Below are 16,144 nucleotides of genomic sequence, written 5' to 3' on the forward strand. Positions count from 1 at the left end.
GAAAAGATTAGAGCAATTCGTTCGCTCAAGGGGGTTGTCGCAGGACAACATGGCCGAAATGCTGGGGCTATCACGGTTGGCCTACGGCGATATTGAGCGCTGTAAAACAGACCTGACCGATTCACGGCTCAATCAGATTGCCAGCGTTCTACAACTAAGCCCGGCCGATATTTTGGCGTTCGCTGATCGTATGACTAATTTTTTTGACCAATGTAGTGGCGCAATTGGTCTTAAAAGCGGCACCCAAAACAATCACTACGACCAACGTGAACTTGAGCACGAGTTAGAGAAATCAACATTAGTGCTTGAAAAATATCGCGCAGAAATAGAGAAGCTAAAAGCAGAGCGCGATAAAGCCGAGTTAGAGGCTCGTTATTGGCGTGAGAAACAAACCCCTTCTTGATGAGGTACAGATGTTAATAAAACGTATGTGGAAAAGCGGAGGGAGCCTGATATGCTACGTCTTGCGCTTCTTTTTCCGGGCTGACGGGAACAGTACGTTGTTAAGAATCAAGCGATAGCCGGGCGAGTGGGGGTGGAGGTTCAGGTCGGTGGCCTGGCGGAAGCTGCCGCCGCCACGGGTGCCTTCGGGGTCGTGGCCACCGTAGAAGGTCCATTGCCCCCGGCCCAGTTCGCCGTAGATGTACCGGTCAGATGATGGACTGGTGCCCATGACCAGGGCGTTTGATTTTACTGTCGATTTCGTAAACGCGGTGGTTTGCCCAAAAAATTCGCGGATGACCGACTCGTGGTTTTGCACCAGCATGGCCGGAATGGCGTCGAATTTGGCCGAAAAATCAAAGAGTTGGAAATAGGTAGAGGGCTGATCCCAGCCACGGCCCACGGCGCAGTTGATATTGGAAAACGAAATGCCGCCCCCGTAGCCGTCGCCATCGTCGAGCACGAGGCGGAAGTTCTGAAACGCCAGCGTCTTGTTGAAATCGAGTTTGCTTTGGGCCTGCGGGTCAGTACCATCGCCGTCGTAGCTGCTCCCCACAATATCGACCCCCTCGGCAGCCAGGGCAATGTCGAACGTTTCGGCACCGGAGCACATGGCAAACAAGAAGCCCCCGCCTGCACAAAACACCTTGATGCGCTTGGCCACGTCCAGCTTCAGTTGCGATAGTTTGGCGTAGCCCAGGCGGGAAGCAATGGCCTTCTGGGCGGCCATGTCTTCGGGCGAGATGCGGTGCAGGTTACGGCCCAGTTGACCCGTAAAATCTTCGTGGTGCAGATGCAGCCAATCGTATTTGGCCAGGTCGCCCTTCATAATTTCCTCGTCGTAGACCACCTCGAAGGGGATCTCGGCGTAGGTCAGCACGTTCAGCACAGCGTCGGTATTTTCAAATTCGGCTTTGCTGATCTTAATGGGCGAATAAACAGCAATGCGGGCCGCTTTCAGCAGTTTTACGGCGTCGGTGTTGGCGTCGGGCTGGGCTACTTCCTGCCTGATGCGCTGGGCGGTGGCGGAGGTCAGTCGCTCAAAACGGACATTGCGGATGCGGCATTCCGACTCGAGCGCGGCCGTGGCCGGGGTCATGAAACTACCCCCCCGGTAGTTGAGCAGCCAGTCTACTTCGCCGTCGTTTTTCAGCACCATAAACGCCACGCCGTATGCCTTGAGGTGGTCTGTCTGGGCAGCATCCATCGGGATGAGCAACTCGTCGGCCCGACTACCGAAGGGTATTAACAGCAGGAGGAGAAGCAGCGTTTTCATACCCGTCAAAGCGTATCGTCTATGCGCTTTAACCATGAGTATCAGGCGTTTGTTATGCACTGGTACTTACACTGCTCTAGTTTATTTTTGAAAAATCGGGACACATGCTGAACAGTTCGGGATTTCGGTGAGTAGAGTAATGAATGGCCGCCCTATCGGCCACCTGCTAACAAGTCATTACTCATGCAACAAGCAACTGAACAACCTGCCCTGGCATCGGGCACGATCACCCTCGGTGGCGACTTGACCGTAAACCGCCTGGGCTACGGCGCTATGCGCATCACCGGCGACGGCATCTGGGGACCGCCCAAAGACCGTGACGAGGCCATCCGCGTGCTCAAACGCTGCCTCGACCTGGGCATCAATTTCATCGACACTGCCGATAGCTATGGCCCATTTGTTTCCGAAGAACTAATTGCCGAAGCCTTGTACCCTTACGCCAACGACCTTGTGATTGGTACCAAAGGTGCACTCCTGCGCACTGGTCCCAACCAATGGCCTGTAGACGGTAGCCGCAAACACCTGGAAGAGGCCCTGAACGGGAGCCTGAAACGCCTGAAAATGGAGCAGATTCAGCTGTATCAGTTACACCGGTTCGACGATAAGGTGCCTTCGGAAGAGTTTCTGGGCTTTTTGAAAGAAGCACAGCAGCAGGGCAAGATCAAACACATTGGTCTCTCGGAAGTCGACGTGGATCAGATCAAAGAAGCCCAGCAATATTTTGAGGTGGTGTCTGTACAAAACATGTACAGCTTTGGGCAGCAAAAATGGAACCCCACGCTGAAGTACTGCGAAGAAAACAACATAGCATTTATCCCATGGTATCCGCTGGGTGGGGGCGATTTAAGCGCCGAGCAGGCTATTCATAAAGTAGCCGAACGTCACCAGGCTAGTGAGTACCAGATTGCGCTGGCATGGTTGCTGGCTGCGTCGCCCAAGATGCTGCTCATTCCCGGCACGTCGTCAGTAAAACACCTGGAGCAAAACACCGCCGCCGCCCAAATCAAACTGACGGAAGAGGATTTGCAGGATATGCCGCTACCAAAATAGTGATAAACGATAAGTGGTAAACGGTGAGTGGGCTGACGCACAATTACGTATGCGTCAGCCCACTCACCGTTTACCACTTATCGTTTATCACTATTTGTCTCCTTTCATCGCCTCCATTTTGTCACGGGCGGCTTTGAGTTGAGAAAGCTGACCAGTCAAATCTTCTTTGATGTAGGCGGGCAGCTTGTCATTTTCCAGTGCTTCTTCATAGGCTTCAACCGCCGCGTTTTCGCCAAACGTTACTGAGCTTAGTACTGTATCACGGTCTTTGCCCGTCACCGCCGATTTGATGTCAATCCAGGCCCGGTGAATTTTGCTGCCAATATCAGTCGACGTAGCATCTGACACCGCTTTACCGTCCATGCGGACAATGTGGTCGGCCAGTTGGCTACGGAAGTTTTGGCTCTGTACAATCATCTCGTTGAACAGATGATCTAGTTGGCTGTCTTCCGTGTCTTCAACCGCCTTCATATACCCCTGAATACGGTCATTATTGATCTTTACCAGGTCGTTCAGGTCTTCGACGATTTCTTCGTTCTTAATCATAATCGTTGTCTTTGAATGGTTTAACAATCGACATGATTAACCGAAATGGTTGAGTTGTGTTTTGGGAAACTGAGTAACAGGTTAAACACAAAGGCATAGAGATTACACAGAGAACATGGAGTTAGTCTTATTGCGAAAAAAAATAGTCTCCATGTTCTCTGTGTAATCTCTATGCCTTTGTGTTTAACCTGTTCAACTTAAAACTCTGCCGACTTGGGTGCTCTTGGAAAGGGGATCACGTCGCGGATGTTGCTCATACCTGTTACGAACAGCACCAGCCGCTCGAAGCCAAGACCAAAGCCGGCGTGGGGGGCCGTGCCAAACCGGCGCGTGTCGAGGTACCACCAGATAGCTTCTGGTTCAATACCCACCTCGGCCATGCGGGCGGTGAGCTTGTCGAGGTCATCTTCCCGTTGCGACCCGCCAATGATCTCGCCTATACCTGGAAACAGCACGTCCATAGCCCGCACGGTGGGGCCAAATACCTCCCCACGGCTGTTGGTGGCGGGTTCGTTGTCTTGCTTCATGTAGAACGACTTAATAGCGCGGGGGTAGTTGGTCAGGATAACGGGTTTCTTAAAGTGCTTTTCCACCAGATACCGCTCGTGTTCCGACTGTAGGTCCACGCCCCAGCTTACTTCATACTGGAACTGCCCCTTCTTGGCCGGTTTCGAGTTGCGCAGAATCTCGACGGCCTCGGTATAGGTTAGTCGCTCAAAATCATTGTCGACTACGAAACGCAGTTTTTCCAGCAGCGTCTGCTCCTGTTGGTCTTCCTTCTTCTTTGTTTTTTCTTCCTCGGCCAGCCGGTTATCCAGAAATGCCAGGTCATCAGCGCAGTGGTCAAGGGCGTAGCGGATCACCGATTTGACAAAGTCTTCGGCCAGGGCCATGTTGTCTTCCAGTTCGAAAAAGGTCATTTCTGGCTCGATCATCCAGAATTCGGCGAGGTGGCGCGTGGTGTTTGAGTTCTCGGCGCGGAACGTGGGGCCGAAGGTGTAGATCTTGCCCAGTGCCAAAGCGCCCAGTTCACCTTCCAGTTGGCCCGACACGGTGAGGTTGGTTTCGCGGCCAAAGAAATCCTGGCTATAATCCACCTTGCCGTCTTCCGTTTTGGGCGGGTTCAGCGGGTCGAGCGTCGAGACGCGGAACATTTCGCCGGCCCCCTCAGCGTCAGAGGCGGTGATAATGGGCGTGTTGAGGTAGAAAAAGCCGTTGTCGTTGTAATACTTGTGCACCGCAAAGGCTAAAGCGTGGCGGATGCGCAGGATGGCGCTGAAGGTGTTAGTGCGGGGCCGCAGGTGGGCAATCTCGCGCAGGAACTCCAGCGAATGCCGCTTGGGCTGCAGGGGGTATTTCTCCGGGTCGGCGGGGCCGTAGATGGTCACATCGGCAATTTTCACTTCCACCGCCTGCCCCGCGCCCTGCGATTCAACCAGTTCGCCGGTGATAGCCACGCAGGCCCCGGTGGTAACCAGCCGCAGGGTGTCGTCGGGCAGGAAACCCGCCTCGGCCACGGCCTGAATGGTGTGGATCGTGGAGCCGTCGTTGATGGCGATGAAGACGGCGTTTTTACTTTCGCGCTTGGTGCGGACCCACCCTTTGACCGTCACGGTCTGTCCCGGTGGGGTTTGCAGCAGTTGTTTGACAGGGAGGTAACTCATGAAGCAAATTTACGATGTACGAGTTACGATTTACGATTTGGGCTGACGCAAGCAGGACAAACGCCTGAGCGGGTCAGCAAAAACACTTGCCGGATTTAGCGTAATTCGGGGCGTTCTGCGTCATCCTGAATATGGTAGCTGCTGTGCCTGCTCAGTCTATCATCGTACCTGATCGTCTATTGCCCCATCTATGCCTGCCGAAAAGCCTAAACGAACCATTCTCGCTACTGTGAAGCAGTACAGCGGGCGGCTGTTTGGGTTCATTCGTGATCGGGTACGCACTGAGGAAGACGCCGAAGATATCTTGCAGGATGTCTGGTACCAGCTAAGCCGCGTAGTTGATCTCGACCAGATTGGCAGCCTCAGCGGATGGCTCTACGAAGTGGCCCGCAACCGCATCACCGACCGCTACCGCCGCACCCGCGAAACGGCCTTTAGCGACGCCGCCCACGCGGGCGACAATGACGAAGATGACAGCCTGTCGCTGGGTGATCTGCTCTTGGCCGACCCCGACGCGGCGGACGATCCGCTATTCCGCGACCTGATCTGGGATGAACTGATGCGCGCGCTGGATGAACTACCCGAAAACCAACGGACGGTGTTTATTCAGAACGAACTGGAAGACAAAACCCTCCAGGCTATTGCCGACCAGACCGGCGAGAACCTGAAAACGATTATTTCGCGTAAACGCTACGCTGTGCAGCACCTGCGCAGACGCCTCCAAACGCTCTACAACGACCTGTCAAACACCTAAGCCATGCATAACCGATCTCGAAAGCGCTTTTTATGGATACCCGTTTTTGCTGCCATGGCCTGTTCGCTACTGGTGGCACTCATTATGTACTTGTGGAATACTGTGCTGGTGGCGGTGGTGGCCGTGAGGCCCGTGACGTTCTGGCAGGCGGCGGGTTTGTTTCTGCTAAGCCGCTTACTGGTAGGGGGGTGGCCGGGTGGTGGCAGAGGTCGGCACGGCGGTGGACCAGCCTGGCGAGGTAAGTGGCAGCAAATGAGCGACGAAGACAAACGGCGTTTTAAAGAGCAGTTTCGTGCCAAATTCCGCCACGGCCCAGGCGAGGGGTGAGTATCGGTTGTCTGTAGCTCCTAGAGCGCGAAGCAACTGAAGACAGTAAACAGTAAACCTCAAACAGACACTCAACATGATTCACTTCATTCGCCTCGACCATATTCTGTTGTCCATTCCCGAAGGCCAAACTACCAATGCCCGCGCCTTCTATACCGACGTGATGGGCTTGGCCGAAATTCCCGGAAACCACCCCAGCGGAGCCATCTGGTTCGATATAGGCGATATTCAATTGCACTTGCGCGAAGAGATAGCGGGGCCGTTATCACTCCGTCACTCGGCGTTTGAAGTAGCCAACCTGGATGAAGCCCGGCAGGAACTGGCCGAAAAAGGCGTACCTATTTCGTACTCGACGGATATCGACGGGCGGCAGCGTTTCTTCATCCGAGACCCCTTCGGCAACCGCATCGAGTTTTTGCAGTACGACAAGTAAGCGTCTACACCTGCCGCCCTAGTTCAGCGATGAGTGTGTCGTTGTATTTGCGGGCTACAGGCACGATTAACTGCCCCCTCAGTAAGTGGAGCTTATACCCCTGCGCGTTGCCCGAAATCCGTTCTACCTGCTCCAGATTTACCACGTAAGACCGGTGACAGCGTACAAAAATGCTGGATGAGACAGTCTTAGCTTCGGAATCATATTGGTGATTACTCTGCTGAAAGTCAGAAAGTTGGCTCTCTAACCGACTTAGGCTGCTGCGCATCAGCTCTTTCGCCAGCGTCTCGTTTCGGGCGTAAAAAATGGTGCAGTAGTTATCGCTCGATTCAATGGCCAGCAACTTGGTGGGGGCGAACGTGAAGGTGTCCTTTTCGTTCTCGGCCACCAGCGTCAACATGGTATGCTGTGTTGGCACGGGCGAAATTTCTGGACCGCCGACGGGAGGTAAAGTGGGCGGCAATGCGGTGGCCGACGGGTGGGGTGGCAACGTAGCTGAGAGCGTGGCGGCTTGTTGCTGATACCGCTTTAGTTGGCGGATATAGTTGATCATCACCGCCGCCGCCGTAGGAAAAATGCCCACCAGAAAGGTAACGGCAAGGCTCCACACCCACCCCCAACCCAGTGCATATGTGTCGGTTGACAGCCAGATCATGTAGAGCCTGTTGCCTACCCCGATGAGCGATATCTGAAAAAGTATATGGACAATTTCGCGGCCAACGGTCCAGTGCCTTTCGGCAAAAAGGCGCGGTGCCAACCGGGGCAATAAAACCGAATTGACCACCATTACGCCAAAGGCGATTAGGCCAAACCCCCAGATCTTCACTGATTTATAATCGGTTTGCCAGGTGCTTATGCCAAACGGTTGAAACAACCAGAGAAACAGAGCCACAAATACACCGAAAGTGAAGGCCAGCCGCCAGGCATGTGCCGGTGTTTCATCTCGTGGGTAGGGTTGCCGTAACAGGTTCATAGGCAGCTACATAAGGTAGCACGTCAACGCGAAAAAGGACGCCAGGCCGATAGCTGCTCGGCGAAGGCGGGCAGTGCGGCGGGGTAAACCGCGGCCATGAAAACCAGCCCAAACAGGGCACCATAGAGGTGGGCGTCGTGGTTAATGCCCGACGACCCCTGCCGCGAGGCATAGTACGAATAGCCCAGATACAGCAGCCCAAAAATGAAACCTGGAATGGGGATAGGGATAAACATAAGCTGCAAGGGCATAAACGGAGCCAGCAGAATCATGGCAAAAATCACCGATGACACCCCACCCGATGCCCCCAGCGAATTATACCGCGACTGATCGCGGTACTTCAACAGCGTCGGGATGTCGGAGATAATAATACCTGCGATATAGAACAAGACAAACACTACTCCGCCCAGATCGCCGAAAAGCGCATTGAAAACACCTTCCAGCGCCTGCCCGAAGGTGTAGAAGCTGAACATGTTGAAAAACAGGTGCCCATAGTCGGCGTGCAGAAACCCCGACGTGACCAGGCGGTAGTATTCGCCCCGGTTGGCCACGGCATAGGGGTTCATAATCCAGCGGTCCATCAGCGATTCGTTTCGCCAGGCGGCAATGCTGATAAGGACCGTCACGATAACCAGAAGCAGGGTTGCAGACATGAGAAGGGGGTACGGTAATTAAGATTCGCGCTCCACCAGTTGGTGCGCAAAGTGTAGCAGCGTGGCTTTCCGGGCAGGGTCGGCGTTGACCTGATCTAAGTTAGTGAATCCTTGCTGGAAATAATGAGCAATACGATCTTCAGTTAACTGCCTGATATTCAGTTCGTCATAGATAGCCGTCACGGCGGCTACTTTTTCGGCTTTGTCGAAGGTATCGCGGCTCAGCCAGTTTAGCAGGTCGCTGCGTACTGGGCCTTCGGCGCGTTCGAGGGCTTCAATGAGCAGGAACGTTTTCTTATTGGCAATAATGTCGCCGCCCACCTGCTTGCCAAACTTGGCCGGGTCGCCATATACGTCGAGCAGGTCGTCTTTTAGCTGAAAACCAATGCCAATATTCACACCACCGTCGTAAAGATGCTGGGTGCTTTCGGCGTCGGCCCCCGACACCAACCCGCCCAATTCCATAGCCAGGCCCAGCAGCACCGACGTTTTCAGCCGGATCATGTCGATGTACTCGGCCTCGGTTACGGTGTTGCGGGTTTCAAAATTCATGTCCATCTGCTGCCCTTCGCACACTTCGGCGGCGGTTTGGCTGAACCGCCGCAGGGCCTGCCGCAGGTACCGGGCGTCGATATCGAGCAGCTGTTCGTAGGCCTTCACCAGCATCACGTCGCCAGAGAGAATGGCGATGTTGGCGTTCCATTTTTCGTGGACAGTGGGCATGCCGCGCCGTAGCGGGGCCTGGTCCATGATGTCGTCGTGCAAAAGCGTGAAATTGTGAAACACCTCCACGGCCACAGCAGGTTTTAGGGCCAGGGTATACTCATCGGTAAAGAGCGAGGCGGCCAGCAAGGTCATTAGCGGCCGTAGGCGTTTACCGCTCAGCCCCATAATGTAGCGAATGGGGTCGTAGAGTTCGGGGGGCTGCGCTCCGTAGTTGGTCTGGTCGAATTGTTGACGTAAAGCGTCGGCTAACTGGGTTGGATTCATGGAGAATGGTCTGTGCTGCGTGTTTGTCGCGAGTCACAAACGAATCGTAACGCCAAAAGTAAGCAACAACGGGGGAAGGAGGGCAAAGGGTGCTTTGGTTTACTGTCTTCTGTTGGCTTGCGCCAGCGCACTGCTCTCGCGCAAGCCAACAGAAGACAGTAAACAGAAGACTAAAGAGTTTTTCTTGAAAACTACTTCTCCAGCACGGCCAGCCAGTGCTCATAAGCCTCTTCATAGGCTTGCCGGGCGCGGGCGTCGGGCGTGATGGTGCGTACCACCTGAAGGCCGCTGAAGGCTTCGGCGCGGTTGGCATAATGGCCTAATCCCAAACCTGCTCCACGGGCTGCTCCCTGTGCACCATCGGTGTTGTAGAGTTCGATGGCCGCACCGGAAAGATTCGCTAACGTATTGGCAAACAAAGGACTAAGGAACATATTGGCCTCGCCTGCCCGGATGGTTTTCACGCCCACGCCCACCTGCTCCATGACCCGGATGCCGTAATAAAGCGCAAACACGATGCCCTCCTGCGATGCTCGCAGCCAGTGCGCCAAGCCATGCTGATTCAATCGAAGCCCATGAAACGACGCACCCGGATCGGCGTTTTCCAACACGCGCTCGGCCCCATTGCCAAAGGGTAAACACACTAGCCCATCAGACCCCACGGGCGCTTTCTGGGCCAGATCGTTCATTTGGTCGTATGACAAGTTCTTCTGCGTCAGGCTGTTGCGTAACCAGCTATTTAGGCTGCCCGTGCCGTTGATGCACAGCAGCACCCCGTAGCGCGGCGCTTCGAGCGTGTGGTTCACGTGCAGAAATGTGTTCACCCGCGAGAGTGGATCAAACGTGGCCTGCTCACTCACGCCATACACCACGCCCGACGTGCCCGCCGTGGCGGCAATCTCGCCGGGGTCAAGCACGTTCAGCGACCAGGCGTTATTGGGTTGGTCACCCGCGCGGTAGGTAACGGGGGTGCTCTCGGCCAGGCCCATTTCGGCGGCAGCGGCGGCGGTTACTCTACCCTGTACCCCAAACGTGGGACGCAGCGGCGGCATCAGCGACTGGTCGAACCCGTAATACTGCATCAAAAACTCGGCGGGGCGGTTTTCCAGAAAATCCCACAAAATCCCCTCCGACAGGCCCGACGCCGTGGTGACGATCTCGCCGGTGAGGCGGGCAGCCAGGTAGTCGCCGGGGAGCATGAAGTGGGCCACGTTGGCATACACGTCGGGCTGATTTTCTTTCACCCAGGCCAGTTTCGCCGCCGTGAAGTTACCCGGCGAGTTGAGTAACTGCCGCAACACCCGCTCATGCCCCAAGGCATCGAACGCCCGTTGTCCATAGGGTACGGCACGGCTGTCGCACCAGATAATAGATGGCCGCAATACGTTGAGGTGGGCATCGGTTACGACCAGCCCGTGCATTTGATACGAAATACCAATGGCCTTTATATCAGTCGGTTGCGCTCCGGTGGCAACCATCACGGCCCGCACGGCCCGCGTGGCATTGTGCCACCAAAGGTCGGGTTGTTGCTCGGCAAAACCGGGTTGCGGCGCGTCGATAGCCATCTCCGATTCGGGAAAAAACGCCGAGGCGACAGCGGTATTTTTGTCAGCGTCGAGCAAACAGGCTTTGACAGACGAGCTGCCCAAATCAAGTCCAAGAAGGTACATAGGGGAGGGGGTAATGTCAGGCAGGAAAGGACGGTTTTGGGGCGAATTTACCTGACAGCACCACAAACCCATAAAAAAGGGCCTCTCTGAATCAGAGAGGCCCTTTTAATAAAGGAAAGTTAACGGAAATTATTCGGCCTTGAAGTGGAGCCGGGCAGTGTGCACCTCGCCGGGGGTAGCTTGCTCGCCAACGGTTAGTTTGGCGTTAAGCAGTTGCCGGGTCAGGTCGCTTTTTAGTTTTTCGTTGGCCGTAAAAACGGTTGGTGTCAGCACCGAATTATTCTCGGCAAGGCGAAACTGTACTACCACCACGCTACCTCCTTTGCCTTCACGAAGGGCTTCCGGGTAGGTGAGTTGACTGGCCAATTGTTGTTCCAAATTGGCTTGGGGCTTTGCCTTACTCTGCTTTTTAGTTCCAGGGTTGGCAAAAGCCGCTACGGTCGCTAGACCGATTAACATCCATGAGCACACGAGCGTCTTCATGATTCTGTTGGCTTTAAAGGTGAAAAAATCCAAACCCAGTCTATCGGTGTACTCGTCCGTTCGTGGCCTATGGGGTCATCTCATGGAATACGTTTATGACTGATAGTACAATAGTAAGCAAAAATTAGACGCAATGTTAAGCCAATGTTAACAAAAGATGATCTTTTTGAGCGATCAATTCTTTTGAAATAGCTTGATTTTAGCTAAAAAACTGACTACCAATGACTTGTATATTAAGTAAATTTTTAAAAATTGATCAAACGCGTAACATTAAGATAACAAAACTGTGGCTGGCATAGTAGTTGTCGGTAGGCACTGCCTGAACGATCTTAGGCTTTTACGGCCTGATTCAGCAATTCCTGCGCAATGGGCAGCAGGGTCTCTTCTTCTGAAATAACGCGTCGACTTTCAAGCCGGAACGCGGCGGGGTTCGGTAGATCGTAGCGCCGGATGAGGTCTAGCTTCAATCGCTCGAACGTGGTGCCCAGCCCCCGCCGAAGCCGTTCCCGAAACTGCCAGTGCACTAGCCGTCCGCCCGGTGCCGCCTGATCGTAGAGGGTAAGCCGGTATTGGTAGACCGACAAATCAGCTGTGGTGGAGTAGTGCACCAGCAGGTAGCCTTCTTCGGGGTGCAGCGGCATGAGGCCAACGGGTTCGAGCGTCAGGGTTCGCGCCAGCTCGGCCCAGCGCTGCCGCCCGTCGGTGAGGGTTGTCTGAAAACGGGGCAGGGCAAAATCAACGATCTCGTCTACTTCGGTTAGTAGCGGATCATCGGTATGTTCCGGTGCATAGGTTATTTGGGGTGGTGGCCCACCAATGCCCGCCACGCGCTTGGGAAAGGCCGCCATCAACGTACCTTTGCCCGCTCGAAAACGAAGGGTGGCCTCGTAGTGGCGTTGCAGATCGGGCAAGTCGGGGCAGAGCCTATTGTCGGCAAAGCGTTGGTTTACCCCTTGTAAATACGCCAAAACGACATACTGTTTGTATTCGGCGTCGATTCGGCTTTGTGTCAGCCAGTCAGATGAAAGCGAATTTAAACGGATTTCGGCCATAAAGTGTGTGGCAGTTGGGATTTAACAAGATAAGGCAAGAACTAATTTTGGCAAAACAAAGCGGGTTAAAGTGCTTATAAGGCCAAACAATCTAAGTTCATGACCCCTGTTTCCCCAATAACGTACAAGGCCTGAAATTTTGTCAGTCTTTTCATCTGGCATACTACTTGCCACCGCAAACCCGTCCGATTAAGCACAAAAACCAGTTTAACAACCTTAATCATCTCTTATCGCTATGACCACAGCAATGGAAGACGTGAAAGTAAAACCCCTCGCCGACCGCGTGGTGGTTGAACCCGCCCCGGCTGAAGAAAAGACCGCCTTCGGGATTATCATTCCTGACACGGCCAAAGAAAAACCCCAGCGTGGCACCATCGTCGCCATCGGTACGGGCAAAAAAGACGAGCCTCTGACCGTTCAGGTTGGCGACACGGTGCTGTACGGTAAATACGCCGGCACCGAGATCACCATCGAAGGAAAAGAGTACCTCATCATGCGCGAATCCGACATCTTCGCCATCGTTTAATTGAACGGTAAACGGTGAGCGGTAAACGGTAAGTGTTTCCACAACGCTTCACTCACCACTCACCATTAATCACTCATCACTAAAATATTATGTCTAAGAAAATTCTCTTCGATACCGAAGCACGCGACAAGATTAAGAAGGGTGTTGATACCCTGGCTGATGCCGTGAAAGTGACCCTCGGCCCTAAAGGCCGTAACGTCATTCTCGACAAGAAATTCGGTTCACCCTCGATCACCAAAGACGGTGTGACGGTGGCCAAAGAAATTGAATTGAAAGATGCTATGGAAAACATGGGCGCACAGCTCGTGAAAGAAGTAGCCTCTAAAACCGCCGATTCAGCCGGCGACGGTACCACCACAGCTACCGTTCTTGCCCAGGCCATCTATTCAATTGGCGTGAAGAACGTAGCTGCCGGTGCCAACCCAATGGACCTGAAGCGCGGTATCGATAAGGCCGTGTTGGCTGTAACCGCCAACCTGTCAGAGCAGGCGCAGACGGTAGGTGATGACTTCAGCAAAATCGCGCAGGTAGCCACCATCTCGGCTAACCACGACGACGAAATCGGCACCATGATCGCCGAGGCGATGAAGAAAGTAGGTAAAGAAGGTGTGATCACGGTAGAAGAAGCACGTGGTACCGAAACGGAAGTGAAAACCGTAGAAGGTATGCAGTTCGACCGTGGCTACCTGTCGCCTTACTTCGTGACCAACACCGAGAAAATGGAAGTGGAGCTGGAGCGCCCCTTCATCCTGATCTCGGAGAAGAAAGTGTCGTCGATGAAAGAGCTGCTGCCGGTGCTGGAGCAGGTGGCCCAAACGGGTCGTCCGCTGCTGATTATCGCAGAAGACGTTGACGGTGAGGCACTTGCCACACTGGTGGTAAACAAAATTCGTGGTGCTCTGAAAGTGGCCGCTGTGAAAGCCCCTGGCTTCGGCGACCGTCGGAAAGCCATGCTGGAAGACATTGCCATCCTGACGGGTGGTACAGTCATTGCCGAAGAGCGCGGCTACAAGCTGGAAAACGCCACGGCCGAATACCTGGGTCAGGCCGAGAAAATCATCATCGACAAAGACAACACGACCATCGTGAATGGCGTGGGTGGCAAAGAAGATATCGCCGGTCGTGTAAACCAGATCAAAGCGCAAATCGAAAACACTACGTCTGACTACGACCGCGAGAAGCTGCAAGAGCGTCTGGCGAAACTGTCGGGTGGTGTGGCAATCCTCTACATTGGTGCGGCCACTGAAGTAGAGATGAAAGAAAAGAAAGACCGCGTTGACGATGCCCTGCACGCTACCCGCGCTGCCGTTGAAGAAGGCATCGTGACCGGTGGTGGTATTGCCCTGATCCGCGCTATTGCCGCCCTGGACGGTGTCAACACGATCAACGAAGACGAGAAAACGGGTGTGAATATCATCCGCGTGGCCCTCGAATCACCCCTGCGCACGATCGTAGCCAACGCCGGTGGCGAAGGTTCGGTGGTAGTGAACAAGGTGAAGGAAGGTACGGGTGGATATGGCTACAACGCCAAGAACGACACCTTCGAAGACCTCTTTGCTGCGGGTGTTATTGACCCCAAGAAAGTAACGCGCCTGGCCCTGGAGAACGCCGCTTCTATTGCTGGCCTGCTCCTGACCACCGAGTGCCTCATCGCCGACGAGCCTGAAGAGGCTCCTGCCGGTGGTGGTCACGCCCACGGCGGCGGCGGCATGGGTGGCATGATGTAATTGCCGCCAGCCTAATATACATAACACCCCTGGCCTGCTGGTCAGGGGTGTTATATTGTTGTAAAATTTAAACTTATTTAAGCAATGAATCTATTTATAAGTTGGTCGGGTGATGATAGTAAAGCTATAGCACAACTATTAAAGAACTGGATACCTAAAATATTACAAGCTGTTAAACCATATTTTACACCTTCTGATATTGAGAAAGGAGCTAAATGGGAAACTGAAATAACTAAAAAACTTAATGAATGTAACATCGGAATAATCTGTTTGACGTCAGAAAATAAAGAAAAACCTTGGATTTTATTTGAAGCAGGAGCATTATCTAATAAACTTGATAAGTCTAAAGTATGCCCATTGCTTTTCGGATTAAGTAATTCGGACTTGACGGGACCATTGGCAACGTTTCAAACAACAATATTTGTCAAGGATGAATTTAAAAAGTTAATGCAAACTATAAATAATCAGCTTGGAGATAACGTGCTGGCGGATAACACGTTTCAAGAATTGTTTGACACTTTTTTTCCAAAACTAGAATCCGACGTATCGTCTATATTGAGCAAGACTAATGCTTTAAAAATTAGCCCTTCCCCAGTAAGGTCTGATAGAGATATTTTGGATGAAATATTGGAATTGACTAGAAGACAGTATAGTGTATTACCATCCAAATCAGATCAGTACGAGGTTTTGGATAGTTTTGATGAATCTACTGTTAAAAGTGTTTACAGTAAAATATATGATTACATGAAAGTTCACAATTTTAAACTCAAAGAATATAGTTTATTAGATGATGAGGAGGTATATGATTATTTGTCACGAGACAAAGAGGTAAGACGTTTATGCAGAAATTCGGACAATCTAAAAAAGATAATAACTCAATTTATTAATCAGTAAATGATGCTTCTCGAAGTTTTCTTGAATCACATGAAAGCAATGAATTAACCAGTTTGTCTATCAAAAGCATTGTAAACGTTGTTTACAAGACAAATTGCATAGTTTAGAATCACAAATCGACAAAACAATGGATAGCATCGTTGACTACATCGACGAAGAAAAAGACGTTTTGTATGTTCGGGAGCAACGCAAAGCGAAAGAGCAGGCTCAACACTTGTTCGTAGAGCGGTCATTGCTACGCGGCAAGGCAACTGTTGAAGAGATCGCCGAAGATTGCGGCGTGTCAGTTGACTATGTGCCGGAGATACAACGTCAGTTGACGTAGCTGGAACAGGTTGATAGGCAGTAACGCACTGCCCACAAAACCGCCCCTAACTGGTCGGTTAGGGGCGGTTTTGTGTTTAACGTGTATCTTTGAGAAAACAGATATAGCTATTCTATGAGCACCGCCCAGATCTTATTCGAGCAATATAAAGTGCGGCCTCCCCGCATCCGGCGTGAGCTAAAAACGCTTATCGACCAGGAGGCAGCCGACGAAAAAGTGCCGCTTCGTGAGCAAATCCGGCAGGGTATGCGGGAGGTACGGCTGGTGAAGGAAGGGAAGTTGAAAGCGCAATCGCTTGGTGAGTTTTTGGCAGATTTGAGTAAAGAGATAGCCGATGAAGCGTAGCGTTATATCCAAAGC

The 16,144-nt window shown here is 52.8% G+C and carries 19 protein-coding genes; 10 read left to right on the forward strand and 9 right to left on the reverse strand.

Annotation, left to right across the window (positions count from 1 at the left end; translation table 11 throughout):
- Positions 1-49: 49 nt before the first annotated feature.
- The gene (locus J2I48_RS03215) at positions 50-403 is read left to right on the forward strand and encodes a helix-turn-helix domain-containing protein (protein WP_229375772.1); all 354 of its coding nucleotides are present in this window, start codon (positions 50-52) and stop codon (positions 401-403) included.
- A 54-nt stretch (positions 404-457) separates the two neighbouring features.
- Here J2I48_RS03215 and J2I48_RS03220 read toward each other — a convergent pair whose 3' ends face one another.
- Positions 458-1,717 (reverse strand): asparagine synthetase B, encoded by a 1,260-nt coding sequence (locus J2I48_RS03220; RefSeq protein WP_207333952.1) that lies wholly within the window; start codon positions 1,715-1,717, stop codon positions 458-460.
- A 183-nt stretch (positions 1,718-1,900) separates the two neighbouring features.
- Between J2I48_RS03220 and J2I48_RS03225 the strand changes: the two genes are divergently transcribed.
- Entirely contained in the window at positions 1,901-2,767 is an 867-nt protein-coding gene (locus J2I48_RS03225) for an aldo/keto reductase (RefSeq protein WP_207333953.1), read from the forward strand.
- Positions 2,768-2,857: 90 nt separating this feature from the next.
- On the opposite strand, the gene J2I48_RS03230 is transcribed toward J2I48_RS03225, so the two are convergent.
- Positions 2,858-3,313: a ferritin-like domain-containing protein gene (locus J2I48_RS03230; protein WP_207333954.1), complete on the reverse strand. Its 456-nt coding sequence runs from the start codon at positions 3,311-3,313 to the stop codon at positions 2,858-2,860.
- 197 nt (positions 3,314-3,510) lie between these two features.
- Entirely contained in the window at positions 3,511-4,977 is a 1,467-nt protein-coding gene (gene asnS / locus J2I48_RS03235) for an asparagine--tRNA ligase (RefSeq protein WP_207333955.1), read from the reverse strand.
- 190 nt (positions 4,978-5,167) lie between these two features.
- Here asnS and J2I48_RS03240 point away from each other — a divergent pair, with 190 nt between their 5' ends.
- From J2I48_RS03240 to J2I48_RS03250, 3 genes are all read left to right on the forward strand, one after another.
- Positions 5,168-5,731, forward strand: a complete 564-nt coding sequence (locus J2I48_RS03240; protein WP_207333956.1) for an RNA polymerase sigma factor — start codon at positions 5,168-5,170, stop codon at positions 5,729-5,731.
- A 3-nt stretch (positions 5,732-5,734) separates the two neighbouring features.
- The gene (locus J2I48_RS03245; protein ID WP_207333957.1) at positions 5,735-6,058 is read left to right on the forward strand and encodes a hypothetical protein; all 324 of its coding nucleotides are present in this window, start codon (positions 5,735-5,737) and stop codon (positions 6,056-6,058) included.
- Positions 6,059-6,134: 76 nt separating this feature from the next.
- Positions 6,135-6,491, forward strand: a complete 357-nt coding sequence (locus J2I48_RS03250; RefSeq protein WP_207333958.1) for a VOC family protein — start codon at positions 6,135-6,137, stop codon at positions 6,489-6,491.
- 4 nt (positions 6,492-6,495) lie between these two features.
- Here the strand turns inward: J2I48_RS03250 and J2I48_RS03255 are convergent, their stop codons facing one another.
- From J2I48_RS03255 to J2I48_RS03280, 6 genes are all read right to left on the reverse strand, one after another.
- The gene (locus J2I48_RS03255) at positions 6,496-7,464 is read right to left on the reverse strand and encodes a LytTR family DNA-binding domain-containing protein (protein ID WP_207333959.1); all 969 of its coding nucleotides are present in this window, start codon (positions 7,462-7,464) and stop codon (positions 6,496-6,498) included.
- Positions 7,465-7,487: 23 nt separating this feature from the next.
- Positions 7,488-8,117, reverse strand: coding sequence for a rhomboid family intramembrane serine protease (locus J2I48_RS03260; protein WP_207333960.1), 630 nt, complete (start codon positions 8,115-8,117; stop codon positions 7,488-7,490).
- Positions 8,118-8,135: 18 nt separating this feature from the next.
- On the reverse strand, positions 8,136-9,107 hold the full coding sequence (locus J2I48_RS03265) for a polyprenyl synthetase family protein (RefSeq protein WP_207333961.1): 972 nt from the start codon (positions 9,105-9,107) through the stop codon (positions 8,136-8,138).
- A 191-nt stretch (positions 9,108-9,298) separates the two neighbouring features.
- Positions 9,299-10,777 carry a xylulokinase gene (locus J2I48_RS03270; protein WP_207333962.1) on the reverse strand — a complete coding sequence of 493 codons (1,479 nt, stop codon included), beginning with the start codon at positions 10,775-10,777 and terminating at the stop codon, positions 9,299-9,301.
- A 129-nt stretch (positions 10,778-10,906) separates the two neighbouring features.
- Positions 10,907-11,155, reverse strand: a complete 249-nt coding sequence (locus J2I48_RS03275) for a hypothetical protein (protein WP_207333963.1) — start codon at positions 11,153-11,155, stop codon at positions 10,907-10,909.
- A 434-nt stretch (positions 11,156-11,589) separates the two neighbouring features.
- A complete protein-coding gene (locus J2I48_RS03280) occupies positions 11,590-12,312 on the reverse strand; it encodes a hypothetical protein (protein WP_207333964.1) in 723 nt (240 codons plus the stop codon).
- Between the two features lie 247 nt (positions 12,313-12,559).
- Between J2I48_RS03280 and J2I48_RS03285 the strand changes: the two genes are divergently transcribed.
- From J2I48_RS03285 to J2I48_RS03305, 5 genes are all read left to right on the forward strand, one after another.
- On the forward strand, positions 12,560-12,838 hold the full coding sequence (locus J2I48_RS03285; RefSeq protein WP_198172210.1) for a co-chaperone GroES: 279 nt from the start codon (positions 12,560-12,562) through the stop codon (positions 12,836-12,838).
- 89 nt (positions 12,839-12,927) lie between these two features.
- Complete coding sequence (gene groL, locus J2I48_RS03290) at positions 12,928-14,565, forward strand: chaperonin GroEL (protein WP_207333965.1); 1,638 nt, start codon at positions 12,928-12,930, stop codon at positions 14,563-14,565.
- A gap of 84 nt (positions 14,566-14,649) precedes the next feature.
- The gene (locus J2I48_RS03295) at positions 14,650-15,459 is read left to right on the forward strand and encodes a toll/interleukin-1 receptor domain-containing protein (protein ID WP_207333966.1); all 810 of its coding nucleotides are present in this window, start codon (positions 14,650-14,652) and stop codon (positions 15,457-15,459) included.
- 127 nt (positions 15,460-15,586) lie between these two features.
- Positions 15,587-15,784: a hypothetical protein gene (locus tag J2I48_RS03300; RefSeq protein WP_207333967.1), complete on the forward strand. Its 198-nt coding sequence runs from the start codon at positions 15,587-15,589 to the stop codon at positions 15,782-15,784.
- A 114-nt stretch (positions 15,785-15,898) separates the two neighbouring features.
- Complete coding sequence (locus tag J2I48_RS03305) at positions 15,899-16,129, forward strand: hypothetical protein (RefSeq protein ID WP_207333968.1); 231 nt, start codon at positions 15,899-15,901, stop codon at positions 16,127-16,129.
- Positions 16,130-16,144 lie beyond the last annotated feature (15 nt).

The organism is Fibrella aquatilis, assembly GCF_017353255.1.
GTDB lineage: Bacteria > Bacteroidota > Bacteroidia > Cytophagales > Spirosomataceae > Fibrella > Fibrella aquatilis.

Coding starts and splice junctions, on each gene's coding strand:
- J2I48_RS03215 (WP_229375772.1), top strand. CDS start 50: ATGGCCGAAATGCTGGGGCTATCACGGTTGGCCTACGGCGATATTGAG.
- J2I48_RS03220 (WP_207333952.1), bottom strand. CDS start 1,717: ATGAAAACGCTGCTTCTCCTCCTGCTGTTAATACCCTTCGGTAGTCGG.
- J2I48_RS03225 (WP_207333953.1), top strand. CDS start 1,901: ATGCAACAAGCAACTGAACAACCTGCCCTGGCATCGGGCACGATCACC.
- J2I48_RS03230 (WP_207333954.1), bottom strand. CDS start 3,313: ATGATTAAGAACGAAGAAATCGTCGAAGACCTGAACGACCTGGTAAAG.
- asnS (WP_207333955.1), bottom strand. CDS start 4,977: ATGAGTTACCTCCCTGTCAAACAACTGCTGCAAACCCCACCGGGACAG.
- J2I48_RS03240 (WP_207333956.1), top strand. CDS start 5,168: ATGCCTGCCGAAAAGCCTAAACGAACCATTCTCGCTACTGTGAAGCAG.
- J2I48_RS03245 (WP_207333957.1), top strand. CDS start 5,735: ATGCATAACCGATCTCGAAAGCGCTTTTTATGGATACCCGTTTTTGCT.
- J2I48_RS03250 (WP_207333958.1), top strand. CDS start 6,135: ATGATTCACTTCATTCGCCTCGACCATATTCTGTTGTCCATTCCCGAA.
- J2I48_RS03255 (WP_207333959.1), bottom strand. CDS start 7,464: ATGAACCTGTTACGGCAACCCTACCCACGAGATGAAACACCGGCACAT.
- J2I48_RS03260 (WP_207333960.1), bottom strand. CDS start 8,117: ATGTCTGCAACCCTGCTTCTGGTTATCGTGACGGTCCTTATCAGCATT.
- J2I48_RS03265 (WP_207333961.1), bottom strand. CDS start 9,107: ATGAATCCAACCCAGTTAGCCGACGCTTTACGTCAACAATTCGACCAG.
- J2I48_RS03270 (WP_207333962.1), bottom strand. CDS start 10,777: ATGTACCTTCTTGGACTTGATTTGGGCAGCTCGTCTGTCAAAGCCTGT.
- J2I48_RS03280 (WP_207333964.1), bottom strand. CDS start 12,312: ATGGCCGAAATCCGTTTAAATTCGCTTTCATCTGACTGGCTGACACAA.
- J2I48_RS03285 (WP_198172210.1), top strand. CDS start 12,560: ATGGAAGACGTGAAAGTAAAACCCCTCGCCGACCGCGTGGTGGTTGAA.
- groL (WP_207333965.1), top strand. CDS start 12,928: ATGTCTAAGAAAATTCTCTTCGATACCGAAGCACGCGACAAGATTAAG.
- J2I48_RS03295 (WP_207333966.1), top strand. CDS start 14,650: ATGAATCTATTTATAAGTTGGTCGGGTGATGATAGTAAAGCTATAGCA.
- J2I48_RS03300 (WP_207333967.1), top strand. CDS start 15,587: ATGGATAGCATCGTTGACTACATCGACGAAGAAAAAGACGTTTTGTAT.
- J2I48_RS03305 (WP_207333968.1), top strand. CDS start 15,899: ATGAGCACCGCCCAGATCTTATTCGAGCAATATAAAGTGCGGCCTCCC.